Source organism: Rhizobium sp. 21-4511-3d, from assembly GCF_053522545.1.
The window spans coordinates 19,499-39,164 of the sequence record NZ_JBNWCF010000009.1; the positions used below are offsets into that span (position 1 = coordinate 19,499).

At 62.4% G+C, this 19,666-nt stretch carries 13 protein-coding genes; 12 read left to right on the forward strand and 1 reads right to left on the reverse strand.

Annotation, left to right across the window (positions count from 1 at the left end; genetic code table 11):
• Positions 1-67: 67 nt before the first annotated feature.
• Positions 68-1,678: a phosphoenolpyruvate carboxykinase gene (locus ACQZ5H_RS19760; RefSeq protein ID WP_449098814.1), complete on the reverse strand. Its 1,611-nt coding sequence runs from the start codon at positions 1,676-1,678 to the stop codon at positions 68-70.
• A gap of 338 nt (positions 1,679-2,016) precedes the next feature.
• On the opposite strand from ACQZ5H_RS19760, the gene ACQZ5H_RS19765 reads away from it, so the two are divergent.
• The 12 genes from ACQZ5H_RS19765 (at position 2,017) to trxA (ending at position 19,660) form a co-directional block, all read left to right on the forward strand.
• On the forward strand, positions 2,017-2,748 hold the full coding sequence (locus tag ACQZ5H_RS19765; RefSeq protein WP_203430041.1) for a response regulator transcription factor: 732 nt from the start codon (positions 2,017-2,019) through the stop codon (positions 2,746-2,748).
• An 80-nt stretch (positions 2,749-2,828) separates the two neighbouring features.
• Positions 2,829-4,619 carry a sensor histidine kinase gene (locus ACQZ5H_RS19770; protein ID WP_025555286.1) on the forward strand — a complete coding sequence of 597 codons (1,791 nt, stop codon included), beginning with the start codon at positions 2,829-2,831 and terminating at the stop codon, positions 4,617-4,619.
• Positions 4,619-5,074, forward strand: coding sequence for an HPr kinase/phosphorylase (locus ACQZ5H_RS19775; RefSeq protein WP_449098815.1), 456 nt, complete (start codon positions 4,619-4,621; stop codon positions 5,072-5,074). Before ACQZ5H_RS19770 ends, ACQZ5H_RS19775 begins: the two co-directional genes overlap by 1 nt.
• A gap of 143 nt (positions 5,075-5,217) precedes the next feature.
• Positions 5,218-5,619 (forward strand): PTS sugar transporter subunit IIA, encoded by a 402-nt coding sequence (locus ACQZ5H_RS19780; protein WP_025584219.1) that lies wholly within the window; start codon positions 5,218-5,220, stop codon positions 5,617-5,619.
• A gap of 9 nt (positions 5,620-5,628) precedes the next feature.
• Positions 5,629-5,910 carry an HPr family phosphocarrier protein gene (locus ACQZ5H_RS19785; RefSeq protein WP_025555283.1) on the forward strand — a complete coding sequence of 94 codons (282 nt, stop codon included), beginning with the start codon at positions 5,629-5,631 and terminating at the stop codon, positions 5,908-5,910.
• 163 nt (positions 5,911-6,073) lie between these two features.
• Entirely contained in the window at positions 6,074-7,474 is a 1,401-nt protein-coding gene (gene ahcY / locus ACQZ5H_RS19790; protein WP_025555282.1) for an adenosylhomocysteinase, read from the forward strand.
• 202 nt (positions 7,475-7,676) lie between these two features.
• On the forward strand, positions 7,677-10,265 hold the full coding sequence (locus ACQZ5H_RS19795; protein WP_449098816.1) for an ATP-binding protein: 2,589 nt from the start codon (positions 7,677-7,679) through the stop codon (positions 10,263-10,265).
• The gene (gene tsaE, locus ACQZ5H_RS19800) at positions 10,262-11,779 is read left to right on the forward strand and encodes a tRNA (adenosine(37)-N6)-threonylcarbamoyltransferase complex ATPase subunit type 1 TsaE (RefSeq protein WP_449098817.1); all 1,518 of its coding nucleotides are present in this window, start codon (positions 10,262-10,264) and stop codon (positions 11,777-11,779) included. The genes ACQZ5H_RS19795 and tsaE overlap by 4 nt, the downstream gene beginning before the upstream one ends.
• Positions 11,780-11,792: 13 nt before the next feature.
• Positions 11,793-12,524 (forward strand): nucleotidyltransferase family protein, encoded by a 732-nt coding sequence (locus tag ACQZ5H_RS19805; RefSeq protein ID WP_449098818.1) that lies wholly within the window; start codon positions 11,793-11,795, stop codon positions 12,522-12,524.
• Positions 12,525-12,527: 3 nt separating this feature from the next.
• Positions 12,528-15,722, forward strand: coding sequence for a double-strand break repair protein AddB (gene addB, locus ACQZ5H_RS19810; protein ID WP_449098819.1), 3,195 nt, complete (start codon positions 12,528-12,530; stop codon positions 15,720-15,722).
• Positions 15,715-19,263 (forward strand): double-strand break repair helicase AddA, encoded by a 3,549-nt coding sequence (gene addA, locus ACQZ5H_RS19815; protein WP_449098820.1) that lies wholly within the window; start codon positions 15,715-15,717, stop codon positions 19,261-19,263. Before addB ends, addA begins: the two co-directional genes overlap by 8 nt.
• Positions 19,264-19,300: 37 nt before the next feature.
• The gene (gene trxA, locus ACQZ5H_RS19820; protein WP_162708728.1) at positions 19,301-19,660 is read left to right on the forward strand and encodes a thioredoxin; all 360 of its coding nucleotides are present in this window, start codon (positions 19,301-19,303) and stop codon (positions 19,658-19,660) included.
• The last annotated feature ends 6 nt before the right edge of the window (positions 19,661-19,666 follow it).

The window sequence follows — 19,666 nt, forward strand, 5'->3', positions numbered from 1 at the left end:
TTGGAACACGCAAAGAAAAACCCGGCAGTTTCCCGCCGGGTTTCACGTGAATCATCAGCCGTTTAGTTTATTCAGCGGCGAGCTTCAGGCCCGGTGCCGCGTCACGCACGCCGCCATCGACATGTTCTTCGAACTTGGCGAAGTTGGCGATGAACATGCCGACGAGCTTTTCGGCCTGGCGGTCGTAGGCTGCGGCATCGGCCCAGGTCGAGCGCGGATCGAGAATGCCGTTGTCGACGCCGGCGACGGAAACCGGAACAGCAAAGCCGAAGTTTGCGTCGGTACGCAGGTCAGCCTTGGCAAGCTCGCCGGAGAGAGCCGCTGCCAGCAGTGCACGCGTCGCCTTGATCGGCATGCGCTTGCCGGTGCCGTATGCACCGCCGGTCCAGCCGGTGTTGACCAGCCAGCATTCGACGCCGTGACGGCCGATCAGCTCCTTCAGGAGGTTGCCGTATTCCGCCGGATGACGCGGCATGAAGGGTGCACCGAAGCAGGTCGAGAAGGTCGCTTCCGGTTCGGTCACGCCCTTTTCGGTACCGGCGACCTTTGCGGTGTAGCCGGACAGGAAGTGGTACATGGCCTGTTCAGGCGTCAGGCGGGCAATCGGCGGCATGACGCCGAAGGCATCGGCGGTCAGCATGATGATCGTCTTCGGATGCGCGGCAAGGCCGGTTTTCGAAGCGTTCGGAATGAAATCCAGCGGATAGGCGCAGCGGGTGTTCTCCGTCAGCGAGCCATCGTCAAAATCCGGCTCGCGCTGGTCGTTGAGCACGACGTTTTCCAGAACGGTGCCGAAGCGCTGCGTCGTCGCGTAGATTTCCGGCTCGGCTTCGGCCGACAGACGGATGGTCTTGGCGTAGCAGCCGCCTTCGAAATTGAAGATACCGTTTTCGCCCCAGCCATGCTCGTCGTCACCGATCAGCGTGCGGGCTGGATCGGCCGAAAGCGTCGTCTTGCCGGTGCCCGACAGGCCGAAGAAGACCGCGCTGTCGCCATCCGGGCCGGCATTGGCCGAGCAGTGCATCGGCATGACGCCCTTAGCCGGCAGCAGGTAGTTGAGGACGGTGAAGACCGACTTCTTCATTTCGCCGGCATAGGACGTGCCGCCGATCAGCACGAGACCCTTGCTGAAGTCACAGGCGATGACGGTCTCCGTGCGGCAGCCGTGGCGCTCCGGATCGGCCTTGAAGCTCGGCAGGTCGATGATCGTCAGTTTCGGCACGAAGGTTTTCAGCGCTTCGAGCTCCGGACGGATCAGCAGGTTACGGATGAACAGCGAGTGCCAGGCGAATTCGGTGACGACACGCGACGGCAGCGCATGACCGGCATCGGCACCGCCGATCAGGTCCTGCACGAAAAGCTCCCTGCCCTTCGCATGCGCCAGCATATCTGCATGAAGCACGGCGAAATGCTCCGGCGACATCGGCTTGTTGTTGTCCCACCAGATTTGCGTCTCGGTGTTGGCGTCGCGGACGACGAACTTGTCGCGCGGCGAGCGGCCGGTGTGCTGGCCGGTCAATGCGCGCAGCGCGCCCTGGGCGGTGAGTTCGGCTTCTCCACGGCGAATCGCCTCCTCGTAAAGAGAGGCGGCGGTAAAGTTATAGCGAACGCTTGCTGCGCTCTCCAAACCAATCGTCGCCAGCGCTACCGCCGGGTTATGAACTCCGAACGTTTCCATCGCTTTTCCCTTTACTGAGGCATCAAGCCGTTAAAACTGACGCGAACCTAAGATGGGGAATTTTAAAAAGCAATACGGTGTAATTCAAAAAAGGTAACGATATCAAATAATTAATCGATTTAAATTACTCTCGCTATTTTTAAATCGTTTGAACTGATGGGTTTGGTTCAGTTTGTCGCACCACCTTTGATTGCGGCTCGAATAATCCGGCAATCCTCCCCTTTATCTTTGCCACAATTTGTTCCACCTTTATCCTCCATAAGCGCATCCGGCCGGAGAGGCCGCCTGGGGACATCAAAAATTCCGGGAGATGCGCATAGATGACGGAGACGAACACCATGCCGACAATCGCGCTCGTTGACGACGACCGCAACATCCTCACCTCAGTGTCGATCGCACTGGAGGCCGAAGGATATAAGGTCGAGACATACACGGATGGCGCTTCGGCCCTTGATGGTCTTATCGCCCGCCCGCCGCAACTCGCCATCTTCGATATCAAGATGCCGCGTATGGACGGGATGGAGCTGCTGCGCCGCCTGCGACAGAAATCCGACATGCCTGTCATTTTCCTGACCTCCAAGGATGAAGAGATCGACGAGCTCTTCGGCCTGAAGATGGGCGCCGACGACTTCATCACCAAGCCGTTCTCGCAGCGCCTGCTGGTCGAGCGCGTTCGCGCCGTGCTGCGCCGCGCCTCGAGCCGGGAAGCCGCGGCCGCGGCAGGCACCGGTGCCGCTCCGAAGCCCGGCGTCGCGCAGCCAGCCCGCTCGCTGGAGCGTGGACAGCTGGTCATGGACCAGGAGCGCCATACCTGCACCTGGAAGGCCGAGCCAGTGACGCTGACCGTCACCGAATTCCTGATCCTGCATTCGCTTGCGCAGCGCCCGGGCGTGGTCAAGAGCCGTGACGCGCTGATGGACGCGGCCTATGACGAACAGGTCTATGTCGATGACCGCACGATCGATAGCCACATCAAGCGGCTGCGCAAGAAATTCAAGATGGTCGACAACGATTTTGATATGATTGAAACGCTCTACGGAGTGGGTTACCGCTTCCGCGAAGCAGCCTGACGCCTTAAAGCGCGGCGCATGATTGTTGTTGAGGGCTTGCTGGCCGCATTTCCGGCCGCGCCCTCCGAAAGGGCCTGTCATTGGCACAGTTGGTGCAGGAAAGGGATCTGGATGATGCGGATGGCGTAACCGGCCGCCGCGTCAGGGGAAGGCGATGGTCGCATCCCTTCACCATCATCCGCCGGATCTTCGGCAATGCCGTCTTTTCCAGCCTGACACGCCGTATCCTGTTCTTCAATCTGGCGGCACTGCTCGTTCTTGTCGGCGGCATTCTCTACCTCAACCAGTTTCGCGAAGGCTTGATCGACGCTCGTGTCGAGAGCCTGCTGACGCAGGGCGAGATCATTGCCGGCGCCGTCTCGGCATCGGCCTCCGTCGATACCAACTCGATCACCATCGACCCGCAGAAGCTGCTGGAGCTGCAGGCGGGACAGAGCATCACACCGGTTCCGAACGACGAAGATCTGGAATTCCCGATCGATCCGGAAAAGGTAGCGCCGGTTCTGCGCCGGCTGATCTCGCCGACCCGCACGCGCGCCCGCATCTTCGATGCCGACGCCAATCTGCTGCTCGATTCCCGTCATCTCTATTCCCGCGGCCAGGTGCTGCGTTTCGACCTGCCGCCGGTCGAGGAAGAGAAGCAGACCTGGGGCGAATGGTTCACGACACTGTTCAACAAGGCGCTGCAGCCCGGCAATCTGCCGGTCTATAAGGAAGCGCCTGGCGGTGACGGTTCGATCTATCCCGAGGTGATGAATGCGCTGACCGGTGTGCGCGGCGCGGTCGTTCGCACCACCGAGAAGGGCGAGCTGATCGTTTCGGTCGCGGTGCCCGTCCAGCGTTTCCGTGCGGTTCTCGGCGTCCTTCTTCTCTCGACGCAGGCGGGCGATATCGACAATATCGTGCACGCCGAGCGCCTGGCGATCATGCGCGTCTTCGGCGTTGCCACGCTCGTCAACGTTCTTCTTTCGCTCGTTCTGTCTTCGACGATCGCCAATCCGCTGCGCCGCCTTTCGGCAGCCGCGATCCGCGTTCGCCGCGGCGCCAAGGAGCGCGAGGAAATTCCTGACTTCTCGGCCCGCCAGGATGAAATCGGCAACCTGTCGATCGCGCTGCGCGAAATGACCACGGCGCTCTACGACCGTATCGATGCGATCGAGAGTTTCGCCGCCGATGTCAGCCACGAGCTCAAGAACCCGCTGACCTCGCTTCGCAGCGCTGTCGAGACCTTGCCTTTGGCCAAGTCCGATGATTCCAAGAAGCGGCTGATGGATGTCATCCAGCACGACGTTCGCCGCCTCGACCGCCTGATCAGTGACATCTCCGACGCCTCGCGGCTCGATGCCGAATTGGCACGCGTCGATGCCCGCTCGGTCGATCTGGAGAAGTTCCTCACCGATCTCGTGGAGGTCTCCCGGCAGATCCGCAGCAAGAACAAGGACGTGCATATCGAGCTGGTGATCGAGCGCAAGCCAGGCGTGAAGACCCGCTTCGTCGTCAATGGCCATGACCTGCGCATCGGCCAGATCGTCACCAACCTGATCGAAAATGCCCGCTCCTTCGTGCCGCAGGAAGGCGGACGGATCATCGTCCGGCTGGTGCGGACACGCTCGCGCTGCCTCGTCTATATCGAAGACAACGGCCCCGGCATTCAGGCTGAAAATATCGACCGCATCTTCGAGCGCTTCTATACTGATCGCCCGGAGTCCGAAGGTTTCGGCCAGAATTCCGGTCTCGGCCTGTCGATCAGCCGCCAGATTGCCGAAGCGCACGGCGGGTCGCTCAGGGCAGAGAATATCATCGATGCGGAAAGCGCCGAGATCCTCGGCGCGCGGTTCATCCTTGCCCTGCCCGCGGATGCGCATAGCTGATGGCGCCGATCAACGTTCACGCAACGGCGATCCGGATCAACCAAACCGGGCTGATGTTTGCCGGCCCCTCCGGATGGGGCAAGTCTATGCTGGCCTTCACCTGCCTGACGGAAGCCCGGCGTCTCGGATTGCCCGCGATGCTCGTTGCCGACGACCAGGTCTTCGTCGAGCATCGCGACGGCGACATCATCGCCAAGCGCCCGGATTCGATTGCCGGACTGATCGAATTGCGTGGCACCGGCATCGTTTCGCTCGAGTGCATCCCTGAAGCGGTAATGCACTTTGCTATCCTTCCTGCCAGCGTTTCCGGACCCGACCGGCTGCCGGCCGACGACGAGCAGATCGAAGTTGCCGAAGGCTTTGCACTGCCGGTGATCCGGCTTCTTGCGAATACATCCGTACCTCTCGCAATTTTGATGGCAAAGGCGCCTGAAATCGGAATGGAATGCCGCTGAAACCGCCGGAATCGCCCCGTATCGCTGCATTTTTGTCTTGCACTTCGGTTTTTGATCGCCAAGATGTGCCCCCACCGGTGGACGCGATTGTTGCATTGCGATATTGGGGCCGCCGTTGATATGCCATTGGGAGCAGTTAAATCATGATCGGACTTGTGCTTGTCACTCATGGCAAGCTGGCTGAAGAGTTTCGTCATGCTGTCGAGCACGTCGTAGGTCCTCAGAAATTCATCGAGACGGTCTGCATCGGCCCCGAAGACGATATGGATCAGAGGCGGCAGGACATTCTCCAGGCAGTCGCCGGCGCCGATGACGGTCATGGCGTGGTGATCCTCACCGACATGTTCGGCGGGACCCCTTCCAATCTGGCAATTTCCGTGATGAGCAGCGGCCACACCGAAGTGATCGCCGGCATGAACCTGCCGATGCTTATCAAGCTCGCCGGCGTTCGCGGCGAGAACAATATGGAAAAGGCCCTGGCCGAGGCTTCGGAAGCCGGCCGCAAGTATATCAACGTCGCGAGCCGCGTTCTCAGCGGTAAATAACGGGCCTTCATGACCACGACGCAGCTCTCCCGGGAACTCCTCATCATCAACAAGCGCGGCCTGCACGCCCGCGCCTCGGCGAAATTCGTCCAGATGGTCGATACGTTCGATGCGACGATCACCGTGTCGAAAGACGGGATGACGGTGGGCGGGACCTCGATCATGGGGCTGATGATGCTGGCAGCGAGCCCCGGCTCGACGGTGCTGGTGACCGCCAGCGGCAACCAGGCCACCGAAGCGCTCGAGGCGCTGGATCAGCTGATCCAGAACAAATTCGGCGAAGAAATCTAAGAAATCGCCGCCATATAAACATATAAAGACTTCTTTATATCCTTATTGCCTTCCCACAAGAAGCCTGCTAAACGGCAAACATGGCCGTGCAGACCGCACGCGCTCTGCTGCGCCCATTGCGCGCTTTTGATTTATTGACACGCTTTTCAGCCTGGAGACCTCTATGAGCACTGAAAAAGATTATGTCGTCGCCGATATCGCCCTCGCAGATTTCGGCCGTAAGGAAATTACGATCGCCGAAACCGAAATGCCGGGACTGATGTCCAGCCGCGAAGAATTCGGCAAGTCGCAGCCGCTGAAGGGCGCGCGCATCACCGGCTCGCTGCACATGACGATCCAGACGGCTGTTCTCATCGAGACGCTGGTGGCGCTCGGCGCCGAAGTCCGCTGGGCTTCGTGCAACATCTTCTCGACGCAGGACCATGCCGCCGCCGCGATCGCCGCAGCCGGCATCCCGGTCTTCGCGATCAAGGGCGAGTCCCTCGAAGACTACTGGACCTATACCGACAAGATCTTCCAGTGGGCCGACGGCGGCTTCTCCAACATGATCCTAGACGACGGCGGCGATGCGACCATGTACATCCTGCTCGGTGCCCGCGCCGAAGCCGGTGAAGACGTGCTGTCGAACCCGCATTCGGAAGAAGAAGAAATCCTCTTCGCCCAGATCAAGAAGCGCCTCGCCGCTTCTCCGGGCTGGTTCACCAAGCAGCGCGACGCGATCAAGGGCGTCACGGAGGAGACCACGACGGGCGTCAACCGCCTCTACCAGCTGCATGCCAAGGGCCTGCTGCCGTTCCCGGCGATCAACGTCAACGACTCCGTCACCAAGTCGAAGTTCGACAACAAGTACGGCTGCAAGGAATCGCTGGTTGACGGTATCCGCCGCGGTACCGACGTCATGATGGCCGGCAAGGTTGCCGTCGTCTGCGGCTACGGTGACGTCGGCAAGGGTTCTGCCGCTTCGCTCTCCGGCGCCGGCGCCCGCGTCAAGGTTACCGAAGCTGACCCGATCTGCGCCCTGCAGGCCGCCATGGACGGTTATGAAGTGGTTCTGCTCGAAGACGTCGTATCTTCGGCCGACATCTTCATCACCACGACCGGCAACAAGGACGTCATCCGCATCGACCACATGCGTGCGATGAAGGACATGGCGATCGTCGGCAATATCGGCCACTTCGACAACGAAATCGAAGTTGCCGCGCTGCGTAACCTCAAGTGGACCAACGTCAAGCCGCAGGTCGACCTGATCGAGTTCCCGAAGGGCAACCGCATCATCCTGCTGTCGGAAGGCCGCCTCTTGAACCTCGGCAACGCCACCGGCCATCCGTCCTTCGTCATGTCGGCGTCCTTCACCAACCAGACGCTGGCGCAGATCGAACTCTTCACCAAGCCGGAGCAGTATTCCAACCAGGTCTACATCCTGCCGAAGCACCTCGACGAGAAGGTCGCCCGTCTTCACCTCGGCAAGCTCGGCGTCAAGCTGACCCAGCTTTCTGAAGAACAGGCTGCCTATATCGGCGTGAAGCCGCAGGGTCCGTTCAAGGCTGACCACTACAGATACTAATCGTATCTCGACTATCCACAACATCTTGATGGGCGCCGCATTGACATTTGCGGCGCCCTTATTTTTTGCCTCCTACCTTCCCGCTGAATCCCATCCGAAGTATTGTTTTAGAACTCGATTCGTGGCCCGGACTCGTCCGTTTGCCCGAAAATGGGATGTCTTGTCGTGATGCGGCACATTGAGAGACGGAGACAGACCGGGGATGCCGGAAGAAGAAAAAAGCCTGCCGGGACAGGTGGATGACGGCGTTCGGCCGGAAGCCCACCTGAGAGCGGCAGCACAAAACGATACACTTGCGGCGGCCGGGCGGGCCGTGAAGCAAGGAAAGGGATCGCTGATGCGACTGGCGCAGATATGCGCCGGCGGTACCGCGATTTCAGCGCTCGCACGCCCCGTCATGGCTCAGGTCGAGTCGGAAGCGGCGGCATCGGCCCATCTCTTCACCTCGTCTCAGGTCGTCGGCGTTTCCGTCGTCATCGGCGTGATTTCGGCCGCCCTGCTCTCGACACTTTGGTCGGTGCGCCAGCGCGGCAATATCGAGACCGAAAGCCGCGAGATGCGTACGGCTCTGTCCGATGCGCAGCAGCGAATTTCCCAGTACCAGGCGCTGATCGCCGACAAGAACCGCCGCATCGTCATCTGGGACGGCAATGAGCGGCCCGAACTGCTTGGCCAGCTGCCGGCCGAAACCGGCGCGCCGCAGGACAATGAATTCCTGGCATTCGGCCTGTGGCTGAAGCCACGCTCGGCTTCCGAACTCGACCGCGCCATCGACCGGCTGCGCGAGGCGGCGCAGAGCTTCGATATGGTCGTCGAGACCAATCGCGATGAAATCCTCGAAGCGCAGGGCCGGGTTTCCGGCGGCCGCGCCTTCGTGCGCTTCGTTGCGCTCAACAATCTGCGCGCCGAGCTTGCCGAACTGAAGATCGAGCGCGACCGGCTGATGTCGTCGATCTCGGCCTTCCAGAACCTGCTCGACGCGATCGACCTGCCGGCATGGCAGCGCGATACCGATGGCCGCCTGACCTGGGTGAACCAGGCCTATGGCGATGCCGTCGAGGCGACCACGCCGCAGCAAGCGATCAACGAGAGCCGCGAAATCCTGACGACCGTCGCCCGCGAGCGCATCCGCGCCACAGCAACGCCGGAATCGCCGTTCCATGACAAGATTTCCACCGTCGTCCACGGCAACCGGACCTTCTTCGACGTCGTCGACGTCAAGGTGCCAAGCGGCTCTGCCGGTATCGCGGTCGATGTTTCTGATGCGGAAGCCGTCCGCGCCGAGCTCGAGCGGACCCTGAAGAGCCATGCCGAAACGCTCGATCACCTGGCGACGCCCGTTGCGATCTTCGACGGCGACCAGCGGCTGCAGTTCTATAACCAGGCTTTCGTGACCCTCTGGGAACTCGATATCGCCTTCCTCGAGCGCAAGCCTGACAATGCCGAGCTTCTCGAGCGACTGCGGGTGGCGAAGAAGCTGCCGGACCAGCTGAACTGGAAGAGCTGGAAGGATACGGCGCTGGCCGTCTATCGCTCGCTCGACACCAAATCCGACGTCTGGCACCTGCCAAACGGCCAGACGCTGCGCGTCTTCGCGACTGCGCATCCGCAGGGCGGCGCGACCTGGGTATTCGAAAACCTGACCGAACAGGTCGATCTCGAAACCCGCTACAACACCCTGGTGAAGGTTCAGGGCGAGACCATCGACCACCTCTCCGAGGGTGTCGCGGTGTTTGGCGCCGATGGCAGGGTTCGTCTTGCAAATCCGGCCTTCCGTGTGCTCTGGGGCATTACCGAAGCCGAAGCCAAGCCCGGCACGCATATCCGCGCCGTCGGCGAGGCTTGCGTGCAATCCTATGACCGGCCGGATGGCTGGAAAACCTTTGCCGAGCTGATCACCAGCTTCGACGACGAGCGCCGGTCGAGCCAGGGCACGCTAGAGCTCTTCTCCGGCCTCGTTCTCGACTACGCCGTCATTCCGCTGCCGAACGCGCAGACCATGCTGACCTTCGTCAACATGACGGATGCGGTGCGCGCCGAGCGGGCGCTGACGGAAAAGAACGAAGCGCTGCGCAAGGCCGACGAACTGAAGAACGATTTCGTCCAGCACGTTTCCTACGAGCTGCGCTCGCCGCTGACCAACATCATCGGTTTCACCGACCTGCTGCGCACGCCGGGCGTCGGCCCACTGAACGACCGGCAGGCCGAATATATCGATCATATCGCCACCTCGTCGTCGGTGCTGCTGACGCTGGTGAACGACATTCTCGATCTGGCGACCGTCGATGCCGGGATCATGCGGCTGAACTATTCCGAGATCGATCTCAGCGACCTGCTGGACGACGTCTCGATGCAGATCGCCGACCGGCTGCAGGAAAGCGGCGTAACACTCGAGATCACCGCTCCGGCGCAGCTCGGCACGATCGTTGCCGATCCGCAGCGCCTGAAGCAGATCCTGCTGAAGCTCCTGTCGAATGCCGCGAACTTCTCGCCGGAGGGCGCGGCGATCGCGCTCGAATGCCATCGCGAAGGCACGGATTTCGTCTTCTCGGTTGCCGACCGCGGCCCCGGCATCTCGCAGGAGATGATCGCGACGGTCTTCGACCGCTTCGCCACGGGCGCGAAAAGCGGCAAGCGCGGCGGAGCAGGCCTTGGCCTCTCGATCGTCGACAGCTTCGTCAGCCTGCATAACGGCAAGGTCACTATCGACAGCAAGCCGGGCCGCGGCACCACGGTCGTTTGCCGGATTCCATCGGTGAACTTGCCGCGCGCCATCGCAGCCGCCGAATGACCGCCAGCGGCGCGCCAATCTCGCTGTTCCTGGCAAACGAGGCGGCAACGATCCGTCTCGGCGAAGATCTGGCGCTCGCCCTGAAAGCCGGCGACTGCCTGACGCTCTCAGGCGATCTCGGCGCCGGAAAATCGTCGCTGGCGCGAGCGCTGATCCGCGCGATTGCCGATGATCCGGGCCTCGAGGTACCGAGCCCGACCTTCACGTTGGTTCAGTCCTACGACATCAGGATTCCCGTCTCGCATTTCGATCTCTACCGGCTCGCCGACGGATCGGAGCTGGAAGAGCTCGGCTTCGACGAAGCGCTGCAAAGCGGTATCTGTCTCGTCGAATGGCCGGAGATGGCGCAGCACGAGATGCCTGAGGATCGCATCGTCCTGGCGCTCGAGCACGAAGGCCAGGGACGCCGCGTGACGATCACGGCACCGGAAAAGAAAGCAGAGCGGATTGAGCGCGTGCTGGCGATCCGCACGTTTCTTGGTGGTCTCGGCTATGAGACGGCCAGCCGCCGGTTCCTGACCGGCGATGCATCGCTGCGCGCCTATGAAGCCGTCTATCCGGCCACCGGCGGCAGGAAGATCCTGATGGACTGGCCGCCACTCCCCGAAGGCCCCCCGGTGTTGGACGGCAAGCCCTATCCGAAGGTCGCGCATCTCGCCGAGAACGCCTATCCTTTCGTAGCCATCGCCGATGCGCTGCGCGAGCGCGGCTTTGCGACCCCCGAAATCTACGGCGTCGATTATCCGCAAGGTATCCTGCTGATCGAGGATCTCGGCACTGAAGGCGTTCTCGATGCCGCCGGTCTGCCGGTCGCCGAGCGCTACCGCGAAAGCGTTGCCTGCCTGGCGCGGCTGCATGGCATGCAGATCCCGCAGGAGATTCCAGCCGGCAAGGATCACATCCATCACATTCCGGATTTCGACCGGACGGCCATGAAGATGGAAGCGCGCCTGCTGCTCGACTGGCATCTGCCATGGAAGCGCGGCGGCGCGGCCGCCACCGAAGCCGAGCGCGACGAATATCTCTCGATATGGGACGCGCTGATCGATCAGCTGGCGGAGGCAGAAAAGAACCTCCTGCTTCGCGACTTCCACTCGCCCAACATCATCTGGCGGGGTGAAAAGCAAGGCGTGCAGAAGGTCGGGCTCATCGATTTCCAGGACGCGATGATCGGCCCGACATCCTACGATCTCGCCTCGATAGCCCAGGACGCGCGCGTCACCATCGAGCCGCCGCTCTTCCGCGAACTGATGGACGGCTATCTCGACATCCGCCGCAGCCAGGGCGGTTTTGACGAGGCTTCCTTCCTGAAAAGCTGGGCCATCATGTCGGCGCAACGCAACTGCAAGCTCGCTGGATTGTGGGTGCGCCTGCTGCAGCGCGACGGAAAACCGGGCTATCTCAAGCACATGCCGCGCACGCTCGCCTATCTCCGCGTTGCTTTGGAGCACGAGGCGCTTGCCCCCTTGCGCGAATGGTGCGCAAGGGCTGGAATAGTCGCCAGCGAATCATAAGTTCCGGACCAGAATGACGATCAAACAAGCCATGGTACTGGCGGCGGGTCTCGGCACCCGCATGCGCCCGATCACCGACACGATGCCCAAGCCGCTGGTGAAAATCGGTGGCAAGCCGATGATCGATTATGCCTTGGATTCTCTGGCCGAGGCGGGCGTCGAGCGCGCCGTCGTCAACGTGCACTACCTCGCTGACCAAATGCTTGAGCATCTGAGCTCGTACAAGAAGCTTGAGATCCTCATATCGGATGAGCGCGATCAGCTGATGAACAGCGGCGGCGGCGTTGCCAAAGGGCTGAAACTGCTCGATCCCGGCGAGGTTTTCGTGACAAATGCCGACCTCTTCTGGATCGGCGAGCGCCCGGGAACGCCAAGCAACCTGACACGCTTAGCCGGATTCTTCGATGCAGGCATCATGGATATGGCCATGCTCTGCGTTAAAATCGAAGATACGACCGGTCACAACGGCAAGAACGATTTCAACATGACGCGAGATGGACAGCTCGGCCGCTATCATAGCGACGGCCCCGATCCCGTCGTTTACGCAGGCGCAATCGTCATGGATACCAGCTTCCTGAACGACGCCCCGACCGAGCCATTCAATTTCAATGTCTATTTCGACAAAGCGATCGCTCGTAGCCGCCTTTATGGAATGGTGCTGCAGGGTCACTGGCTGACCGTCGGCACGCCCGAAGCCGTCGGCGAGGCGGAGGAAACGATCCGGCGATTCCGGACGTTTGCCTGAGTGATGAGCGAGCGCCACCAGCCGCGAACCCTGACGATCCCTGCCGGTGTGCCCTTTCTGAAGACACTCGCGGAGACGCTCTGCGATGGGCGGTTAACACCGCATTTCCGGCACGATCCGACCGATCCGCTATCGCTGTCGAAAGTGACGATCTACCTGCCGACGCGGCGTGCGGCACGCGTCCTGCGATCGGAATTCGTCGATCTGCTCGGCGGCCGCTCGGCCATTCTCCCGGTCATCCGGCCACTCGGGGAGACCGACGATGACAGCGGCTATTTCGACGAGGCGCTGCCCGCGACGCTCGATCTGGCGCAACCGCTGTCCAACACGGCGCGCCTCCTCGAACTTGCCCGGCTGATCCTTGCCTGGCGCAACAAGCTGCCGGAGATTGTTCGCCACATCCATTCGGACTCTCCGCTGGTGGCCCCGGCGAGCCCGGCCGATGCCATCTGGCTGGCGCGCAATCTGGCAGAGCTGATCGATTCGATCGAGACCGAGGATCGCGACTGGAGCGAGCTTGCCAAGCTCGATGCCGCCGACCATGCGCTCTGGTGGCAGCTGACGGCGGAATTCCTACAGATCGCCAGCGCTTTCTGGCCGGAGCGGCTGGCCGAGCTCGGACGCTCTTCGCCGGCGCGCCACCGCAATGCGATCCTGCGCGCCGAGGCCAACCGGCTCGCAAGCTCGCATCCTGCCGGGCCGATCATTATCGCCGGTTCGACCGGTTCGGTGCCAGCGACGGCCGACCTGATCGCCGCTGTAACCGATCTGCCTGAAGGCGTCATCGTGCTGCCCGGCCTCGATCTTTCCATGCCGGACGAGCATTGGCGGATGGTCGCGCCGGAGCCGATCTCCGGGCGGCCCGTCAATCCGGCGAGCCGCAGCCATTCGCAATATGGCCTTTCTCATCTCCTGAAGCGGCTCAAGCTGACACGCAATGATGTCACGCCGATCGTCGAAGCAGAGCCGGCGCTGCGGCAGCGTGCCGAAGTCCTATCCCGGGCACTCGCACCGGCGGAAGCGACCAGCGGCTGGGGCGAATGGAAGAACGATCTTCCCGGCGATGCCATTGCATCCGGCTTTGCCGATGTGGCGCTGATCGAAGCGGCAAACGAGCGTGAAGAGGCGACGGCGATCGCCATTGCTCTGCGTCTTGCCCTCGAGGAGCCGGGGCGAAACGGCGAAAGCCAGGCGGCGCTGATCACGCCCGACCGCAACCTCGCCCGGCGCGTCATGTCTGAGCTGGCGCGTTTCGGCATCCTCGCCGACGACTCCGCTGGTACGCCGCTATCGGCGATGCTGCAGGGTACGTTCCTGCAGCTCGTTCTCGAGGCGACCTTGCGGCCGGGTGATCCGGCTGCGCTCGTCGCCCTGCTGAAACACCCACTCAGCCATTTCGGCCTCGACAAGGCAGCGCTCACCGGTGCCGTGGAGGCGCTCGAGCTGCTGGCACTGCGCGGCGGTGTGGCGGATGTCGATATCGCCACGCTGAACGCCCTGCTGGAACGGCAGCTCTTCGAACAGCGCGACGACCGGCATGCGCCGCACTGGCGCAAGGCGCTGCCCGCCGATGCCATCGATCAGGCGCGCGATCTCGCCACACGGATCACCGGCGCCACGGAGCCTTTGGTTTCAACCCTGGTCAGACGCAGTGCCGATGGGCGCGGGCTGACTGCCAAGTTCACACTTTCCGAATGGGCGGAACGCACCGGCCGCGCGCTGGAAGCGGTGGCCCGCGATGCCCGCGGCGATCTCTCCAGTCTCTGGAGCGGTGAAGCCGGTGATGCGCTGGCCGGGCTGCTCGCCGAGGTGATGGAAACAGAGGGTCAACTGGAAGCCGACGGTGCGCAATGGATCGATATCATGGCGGCGCTTTCGGCGGGCCAGGCGGCGAAACCCCGGGCGCTCGCCCATCCGCGCGTCTTCATCTTCGGTACGCTCGAAGCCCGCCTCCAGAATGTCGATACGCTGATCCTCGGCGGCCTGAACGAGGGCTCCTGGCCGGGCCAGACGGCCAATAATCCCTTCATCTCGCGGATGATGAAGACGGAGATCGGCCTGGAGCCGCCGGAGCGGCGCATCGGCCAGCTCGCCCATGACTTTGAGATGGCGAACGGCACCCGGAAGCTGATCTATTCGCGTGCGCTGCGCCAGGGCTCAACGCCGACGGTCGCCTCCCGCTGGCTGCAGCGGCTGCTGGCGCTTGGTGGCTCGGACTTCGAAGCAAGCTTGAGAGGGCGCGGCGAAAAATACGTGCATTGGGTCAATCTGCTCGACGAAGGCAAGCCGCAGGCGCCGGCGCAACGTCCCTCCCCGGTTCCGCCGACCGAGCTACAGCCGAAATCCTATTCCTTCAGCGAAGTCGGCCGTCTGCGCCGTGATCCCTATGCGATCTATGCCCGGCGCATACTGCGTCTCGATCCTGTCGATCCCTTCAATCGCGATCCGGGCGCGGCCGAGCGCGGGACGCTCTATCACGCGATCATCGACCGCTTCGTCCGTGAAGGGCATATTGCCGGGACGCTGGAGGGTGAATCGGCAATGGAGCGCATCCTGACCGAGCTTTTCGACACGGAGGAGCTGCCGGCCCATATCGATGCCGTCTGGCGCCCACGCTTCCGCGAGGTCGCCCGTGCCTTTCTTGATTGGGAAGCCGAGCGCCGCCCGGCGATCCGACGGACCTTTACCGAAGTTCGTGGCAGCGTCGAGCTCGATACCGTCAATATCCGGCTAACGGGGGTGGCAGACCGCATCGACATGACCGGACCGAAGGCTGCCGATATCATCGACTACAAAACCGGCTACAACCCCTCTCCTGCCCAGGCACGCACCTTGCTCGATCCGCAGCTGGCGCTTGAAGCGGCAGCCTTGAGCGCAGGTGCCTTCCGGGATGCCGGAAGTCTCGTACCGCAGGATCTCCTTTACGTGCGGCTGCGGCCCGGCAGCCGGTTCCGTGCCGATACCGTCAACAACGAGAATTCGACGCGCAGCGACAAGGCGAAGTCGGCGCTCGACCTCGCAGAAGAATCGATCGACCAACTGATCAAGTTCGTGTCGCTGCTGCAATCCGGTGAGCGCGGCTTTACCTCGCGGCTCATTCCCGCCCAGCAGTTCGATTTCGGCGGGGACTACGACCATCTAGCCCGCGTTTCCGAATGGTCGACAGCAGAAGACGAGGAGGCCAGCGGTGATGAATGACGTGACGGCCCTCCCCGAGAGCGACGATCCCGGCACCTGGATCAGCTGGACGACGATCCAGCAGGCGATCGCTTCCGATCCCCAGCGTTCCGCCTGGGTGTCAGCCAATGCCGGATCCGGCAAGACCCATGTTCTGACGCAGCGCGTCATCCGCCTGCTGCTTGCGGGCGCCCGGCCCTCGGCCATCCTCTGCCTCACCTATACCAAGGCGGCAGCCTCCGAAATGTCGAACCGCGTCTTCGCACGACTGGCCGACTGGGCTGTCTTGCCGGATGACGAACTCAGCAAGCGGATCGGCCAGATCGAAGGCGAAATGCCTGACAGGGTGAAGCTTGCCGAAGCGCGGCGGCTTTTCGCCAAGGCGCTGGAAACGCCGGGTGGATTGAAGATCCAGACGATCCACGCTTTCTGCGAAGCGCTGCTGCACCAGTTTCCGCTGGAAGCCAATGTCGCCGGACATTTCTCGGTGCTCGACGACCGGGCAGCGGCAACGCTGCTCGCGGATGCCCGGCGCTCGCTGCTGACGGCGACGGCACCCGAAGAAGATGCGGCACTTGCGGAAGCCTTCGCCTATGTCCTCAATCTCGGCGACGAGAGCGGACTGGAAGCGCTGCTTGAGGAGATCGTCGCCAACCGCAATGCCATCCGCCGCTTCACCGCCGTTGCCGAAGCACAGGGCGGCATCGCCATGGCCCTGCGCAAAAGCCTAAAGCTTTCGCCGACGGAGACCGAGACCGACATCGCCAGCCAATATTGGCCGCTGCCTGAACTCTCAGGCCTGACGCTCGACCTCTATATGTCGCTTGCGGCGCAGAAGGGCGGCGCCAAGGCACAGGAAGTCGCCTACGGGCTTCGCCAGGCGTCGAACGAACGCAATGCGGCCAAGCGCGCCGAGCTGCTGGAGAAGATCTTCCTGACGGTGAAAGGTGAACCGAAATCGGATTCGCAGTTCACCGTGAAGGCGATGCTCGCCGATGCGCCGGAACTGACGGCTGCGATCGCCGCGGCGCGCGACCATGTCGTTGCCTGCCGCGACCGGCTGAAGATCATGCGGATGTTTACCGCGACGCATGCCGCGCTTGTTCTCGCCGAACGGCTGAACCGCGACTACGAAGACCTGAAGAAGCAGCGCAGCCATCTCGACTTCGAGGATCTGATCACCCGTACAGCCGATCTCCTGACGAAGAGCGGCGTCGGCCCCTGGATCCATTACAAGCTCGATCAGGGCATCGATCACATCCTCGTCGACGAGGCGCAGGATACCAGCCCGATCCAATGGAGCGTCATCCAGTCGCTGGCGGAAGACTTCTTCTCCGGCGAAAGCGCCCGACCGGTGGTGCGCACGCTGTTTGCCGTCGGCGACGAGAAGCAGTCGATCTATTCGTTCCAGGGCGCGCGGCCGGAGCGCTTCTCCGAAGAGAGCAAGCGAACGCAGCGCAAGGTGCAGGCGAGCGGCCAGCAGTTCACGCCGGTTCGCCTGCCGCTGTCCTTCCGGTCGACATCGGATGTGCTGGCCGCGGTCGACCACGTCTTCCTGCCGCCGGAGAATGCCAGGGGGCTGAGCGCCGAGGGCGAGCCGGTCATTCACCGCTCAAGCCGCATCGGCCATCCCGGCGCCGTCGATCTCTGGGAGATGGTCGCGCCCGAAGCGGTGATCAAGGACGAAGACTGGACGGCACCCTTCGATTCGACGCCGGAAAGCGCGCCGCCGGCGATCCTGGCCCGGCGCATGGCGCATACGATTGAGAAGCTCGTGGGACGCGAGACGATCGTCGAGAAGGGCAAGGAGCGGCTGATCGAGGCCGGCGACATTCTGGTTCTGGTGCGCAAGCGCGACAGCTTCGTCAATGCACTGACCCGGGCGCTGAAACGCCGAAACAATATTCCGGTGGCCGGTGCCGACCGTCTGCGCCTGACGAGCCATATCGCCGTGCAGGATCTGCTGGCGCTCGGCCGCTTCCTGCTTCTGCCGCAGGATGATCTCTCGCTGGCGGCGGTACTGAAAAGTCCGCTCTTCGATCTCTCCGAGGATCAGGTCTTTGCGTTGGCTGCGCTACGCGGCGAGCATCAGAGCGTCTGGAGCCATCTGCAGAGCTTCGCTGCCGACGGGCACGAGGCCTATGCCGGCGCGGAAAAGCGGCTGAAGCTGTTTCTCGACCAGTCGCGATCGCTTTCGGTTCACGATTTTTACGCCCGGGTGCTTGGCGTGCATGGCGGACGCCGGCAGTTCCTTGCCCGGCTCGGCACCGAGGTCAGCGACATCCTGGACGAGTTCCTGACCTTTGCGCTCGATCACGAAAGCTCCGGCTTGCCCGGTCTGCAATCCTTCATCTCGACGCTGGAGCTCGAGGCGCCGGAGGTCAAACGCGAACAGGACAAGGGCCGCAACGAAGTGCGGATCATGACCGTGCACGCCTCGAAGGGCCTGGAAGCACCGATCGTCTTCCTCGTCGATAGCGGCGGTAAGGCCTTCACGCACACGCATATGCCGAAGCTCAGGCTGCTGGAAACCAGCAATAGCGAGCCGATGCCGGTCTGGGTGCCGGTCAGCGATCTTGCCAATTCACGGACGCAGGCCGATGCCGCGCGCATTCAGACGCTGGCGGAAGAGGAATATCGCCGGCTGCTCTATGTGGCGATGACGCGTGCGGCCGACCGGCTGGTCGTCTGCGGCTATCGCGGCGTGCGCGCCAACGCAGAAACCTGGCACGCGATGATCTCCGCCGCCATGAGCGACAGCCATCCGCATGTGACGGCGGTGGATTTTGACGGGCCGGATGGTAGCTGGCCCGGCGTGACGTGGCGCGTACCGCAGGTCGAGCGCAGCTTCGATCGGGCCGAGCAGCGCGAAGAGCGGCAGGACAAGCATGAACTGCCGGCAGCGATGCTTCGGCCGCTGCCACCGCAAAGACAGCTGCCGCGGCCGCTCAGCCCATCAGGCGCCGGAACGATCATTGATGAGGAGGCGGACGATCTGCTGGTCGCTTCGCCGCTTTTCAGCGAGCCACCGCGATCCGACCGGTCGCTGGAGAAAGGCCGCCTGATCCACCGCATGCTGCAGATGCTCCCGGATATTCCGGCAGCGGAACGCGCCTCTGCGGCCGAACGCTATGTTGGCAGGACAGCGCGGCATTGGCCTCAGAGAGAACGGGAACGGCTCGTCGATTCGGTTCTGAAACTATTGGCGGAGCAAAGCCTGCAGCCGGTCTTTTCGGCGCATGCACAGCCGGAAGTCTCGATCATGGGGACACTAACGCTTGAGGACAAGCAGTATGCAGTTTCCGGTCGGATCGACCGGTTGGCGGTGCTCGACGACCGCGTGGTGATCCTCGACTACAAGACGAACCGGGTGCCGCCGCAGACGGAAGAGGCCGTTCCCTATGCGCACAAGGCACAGCTCGCGATCTATCGCGAGATCCTGGCGCCGCTTTATCCCGGCAAGGCGATCGAATGCGTGCTGGTCTATACGGAGAACGCAGCCGTTCACCGGCTGAGCGAGCGCACCCTCGAATTGGCGCTTGCGGGACTCAAGACAAAGTGAAATACCGGTCATTGAAATTGTGACGCCGCACCATCACATGTGGGTCAACAGCAAATTCCCCGCAAAGGAGCAGCCTATGGCTACCGTGAAAGTCGATATCAATAACTTCCAGTCGGAAGTTCTGGAATCCGCAGAGCCCGTCGTTGTCGATTTCTGGGCCGAGTGGTGCGGCCCGTGCAAGATGATCGCTCCGAGCCTCGAAGAAATTTCGACCGAGCTCGCCGGCAAGGTCAAGGTTGCCAAGCTCAACATCGACGAAAACCCGGAACTGGCTGCCCAGTTCGGCGTTCGCTCGATCCCGACGCTCGCAATCTTCAAGGCTGGCGAAGTGGCTGACATCAAGGTCGGCGCCGCTCCGAAGACGGCCCTGTCGAACTGGATTTCCAGCGCCGCTTGATGCGCG

Excerpts from the sequence above, each read along its gene's own strand:
- ACQZ5H_RS19760 (WP_449098814.1), bottom strand. The coding sequence starts at position 1,678 with ATGGAAACGTTCGGAGTTCATAACCCGGCGGTAGCGCTGGCGACGATT.
- ACQZ5H_RS19765 (WP_203430041.1), top strand. The coding sequence starts at position 2,017 with ATGCCGACAATCGCGCTCGTTGACGACGACCGCAACATCCTCACCTCA.
- ACQZ5H_RS19775 (WP_449098815.1), top strand. The coding sequence starts at position 4,619 with ATGGCGCCGATCAACGTTCACGCAACGGCGATCCGGATCAACCAAACC.
- ACQZ5H_RS19780 (WP_025584219.1), top strand. The coding sequence starts at position 5,218 with ATGATCGGACTTGTGCTTGTCACTCATGGCAAGCTGGCTGAAGAGTTT.
- ACQZ5H_RS19785 (WP_025555283.1), top strand. The coding sequence starts at position 5,629 with ATGACCACGACGCAGCTCTCCCGGGAACTCCTCATCATCAACAAGCGC.
- ahcY (WP_025555282.1), top strand. The coding sequence starts at position 6,074 with ATGAGCACTGAAAAAGATTATGTCGTCGCCGATATCGCCCTCGCAGAT.
- ACQZ5H_RS19795 (WP_449098816.1), top strand. The coding sequence starts at position 7,677 with ATGCCGGAAGAAGAAAAAAGCCTGCCGGGACAGGTGGATGACGGCGTT.
- tsaE (WP_449098817.1), top strand. The coding sequence starts at position 10,262 with ATGACCGCCAGCGGCGCGCCAATCTCGCTGTTCCTGGCAAACGAGGCG.
- ACQZ5H_RS19805 (WP_449098818.1), top strand. The coding sequence starts at position 11,793 with ATGACGATCAAACAAGCCATGGTACTGGCGGCGGGTCTCGGCACCCGC.
- addB (WP_449098819.1), top strand. The coding sequence starts at position 12,528 with ATGAGCGAGCGCCACCAGCCGCGAACCCTGACGATCCCTGCCGGTGTG.
- addA (WP_449098820.1), top strand. The coding sequence starts at position 15,715 with ATGAATGACGTGACGGCCCTCCCCGAGAGCGACGATCCCGGCACCTGG.
- trxA (WP_162708728.1), top strand. The coding sequence starts at position 19,301 with ATGTGGGTCAACAGCAAATTCCCCGCAAAGGAGCAGCCTATGGCTACC.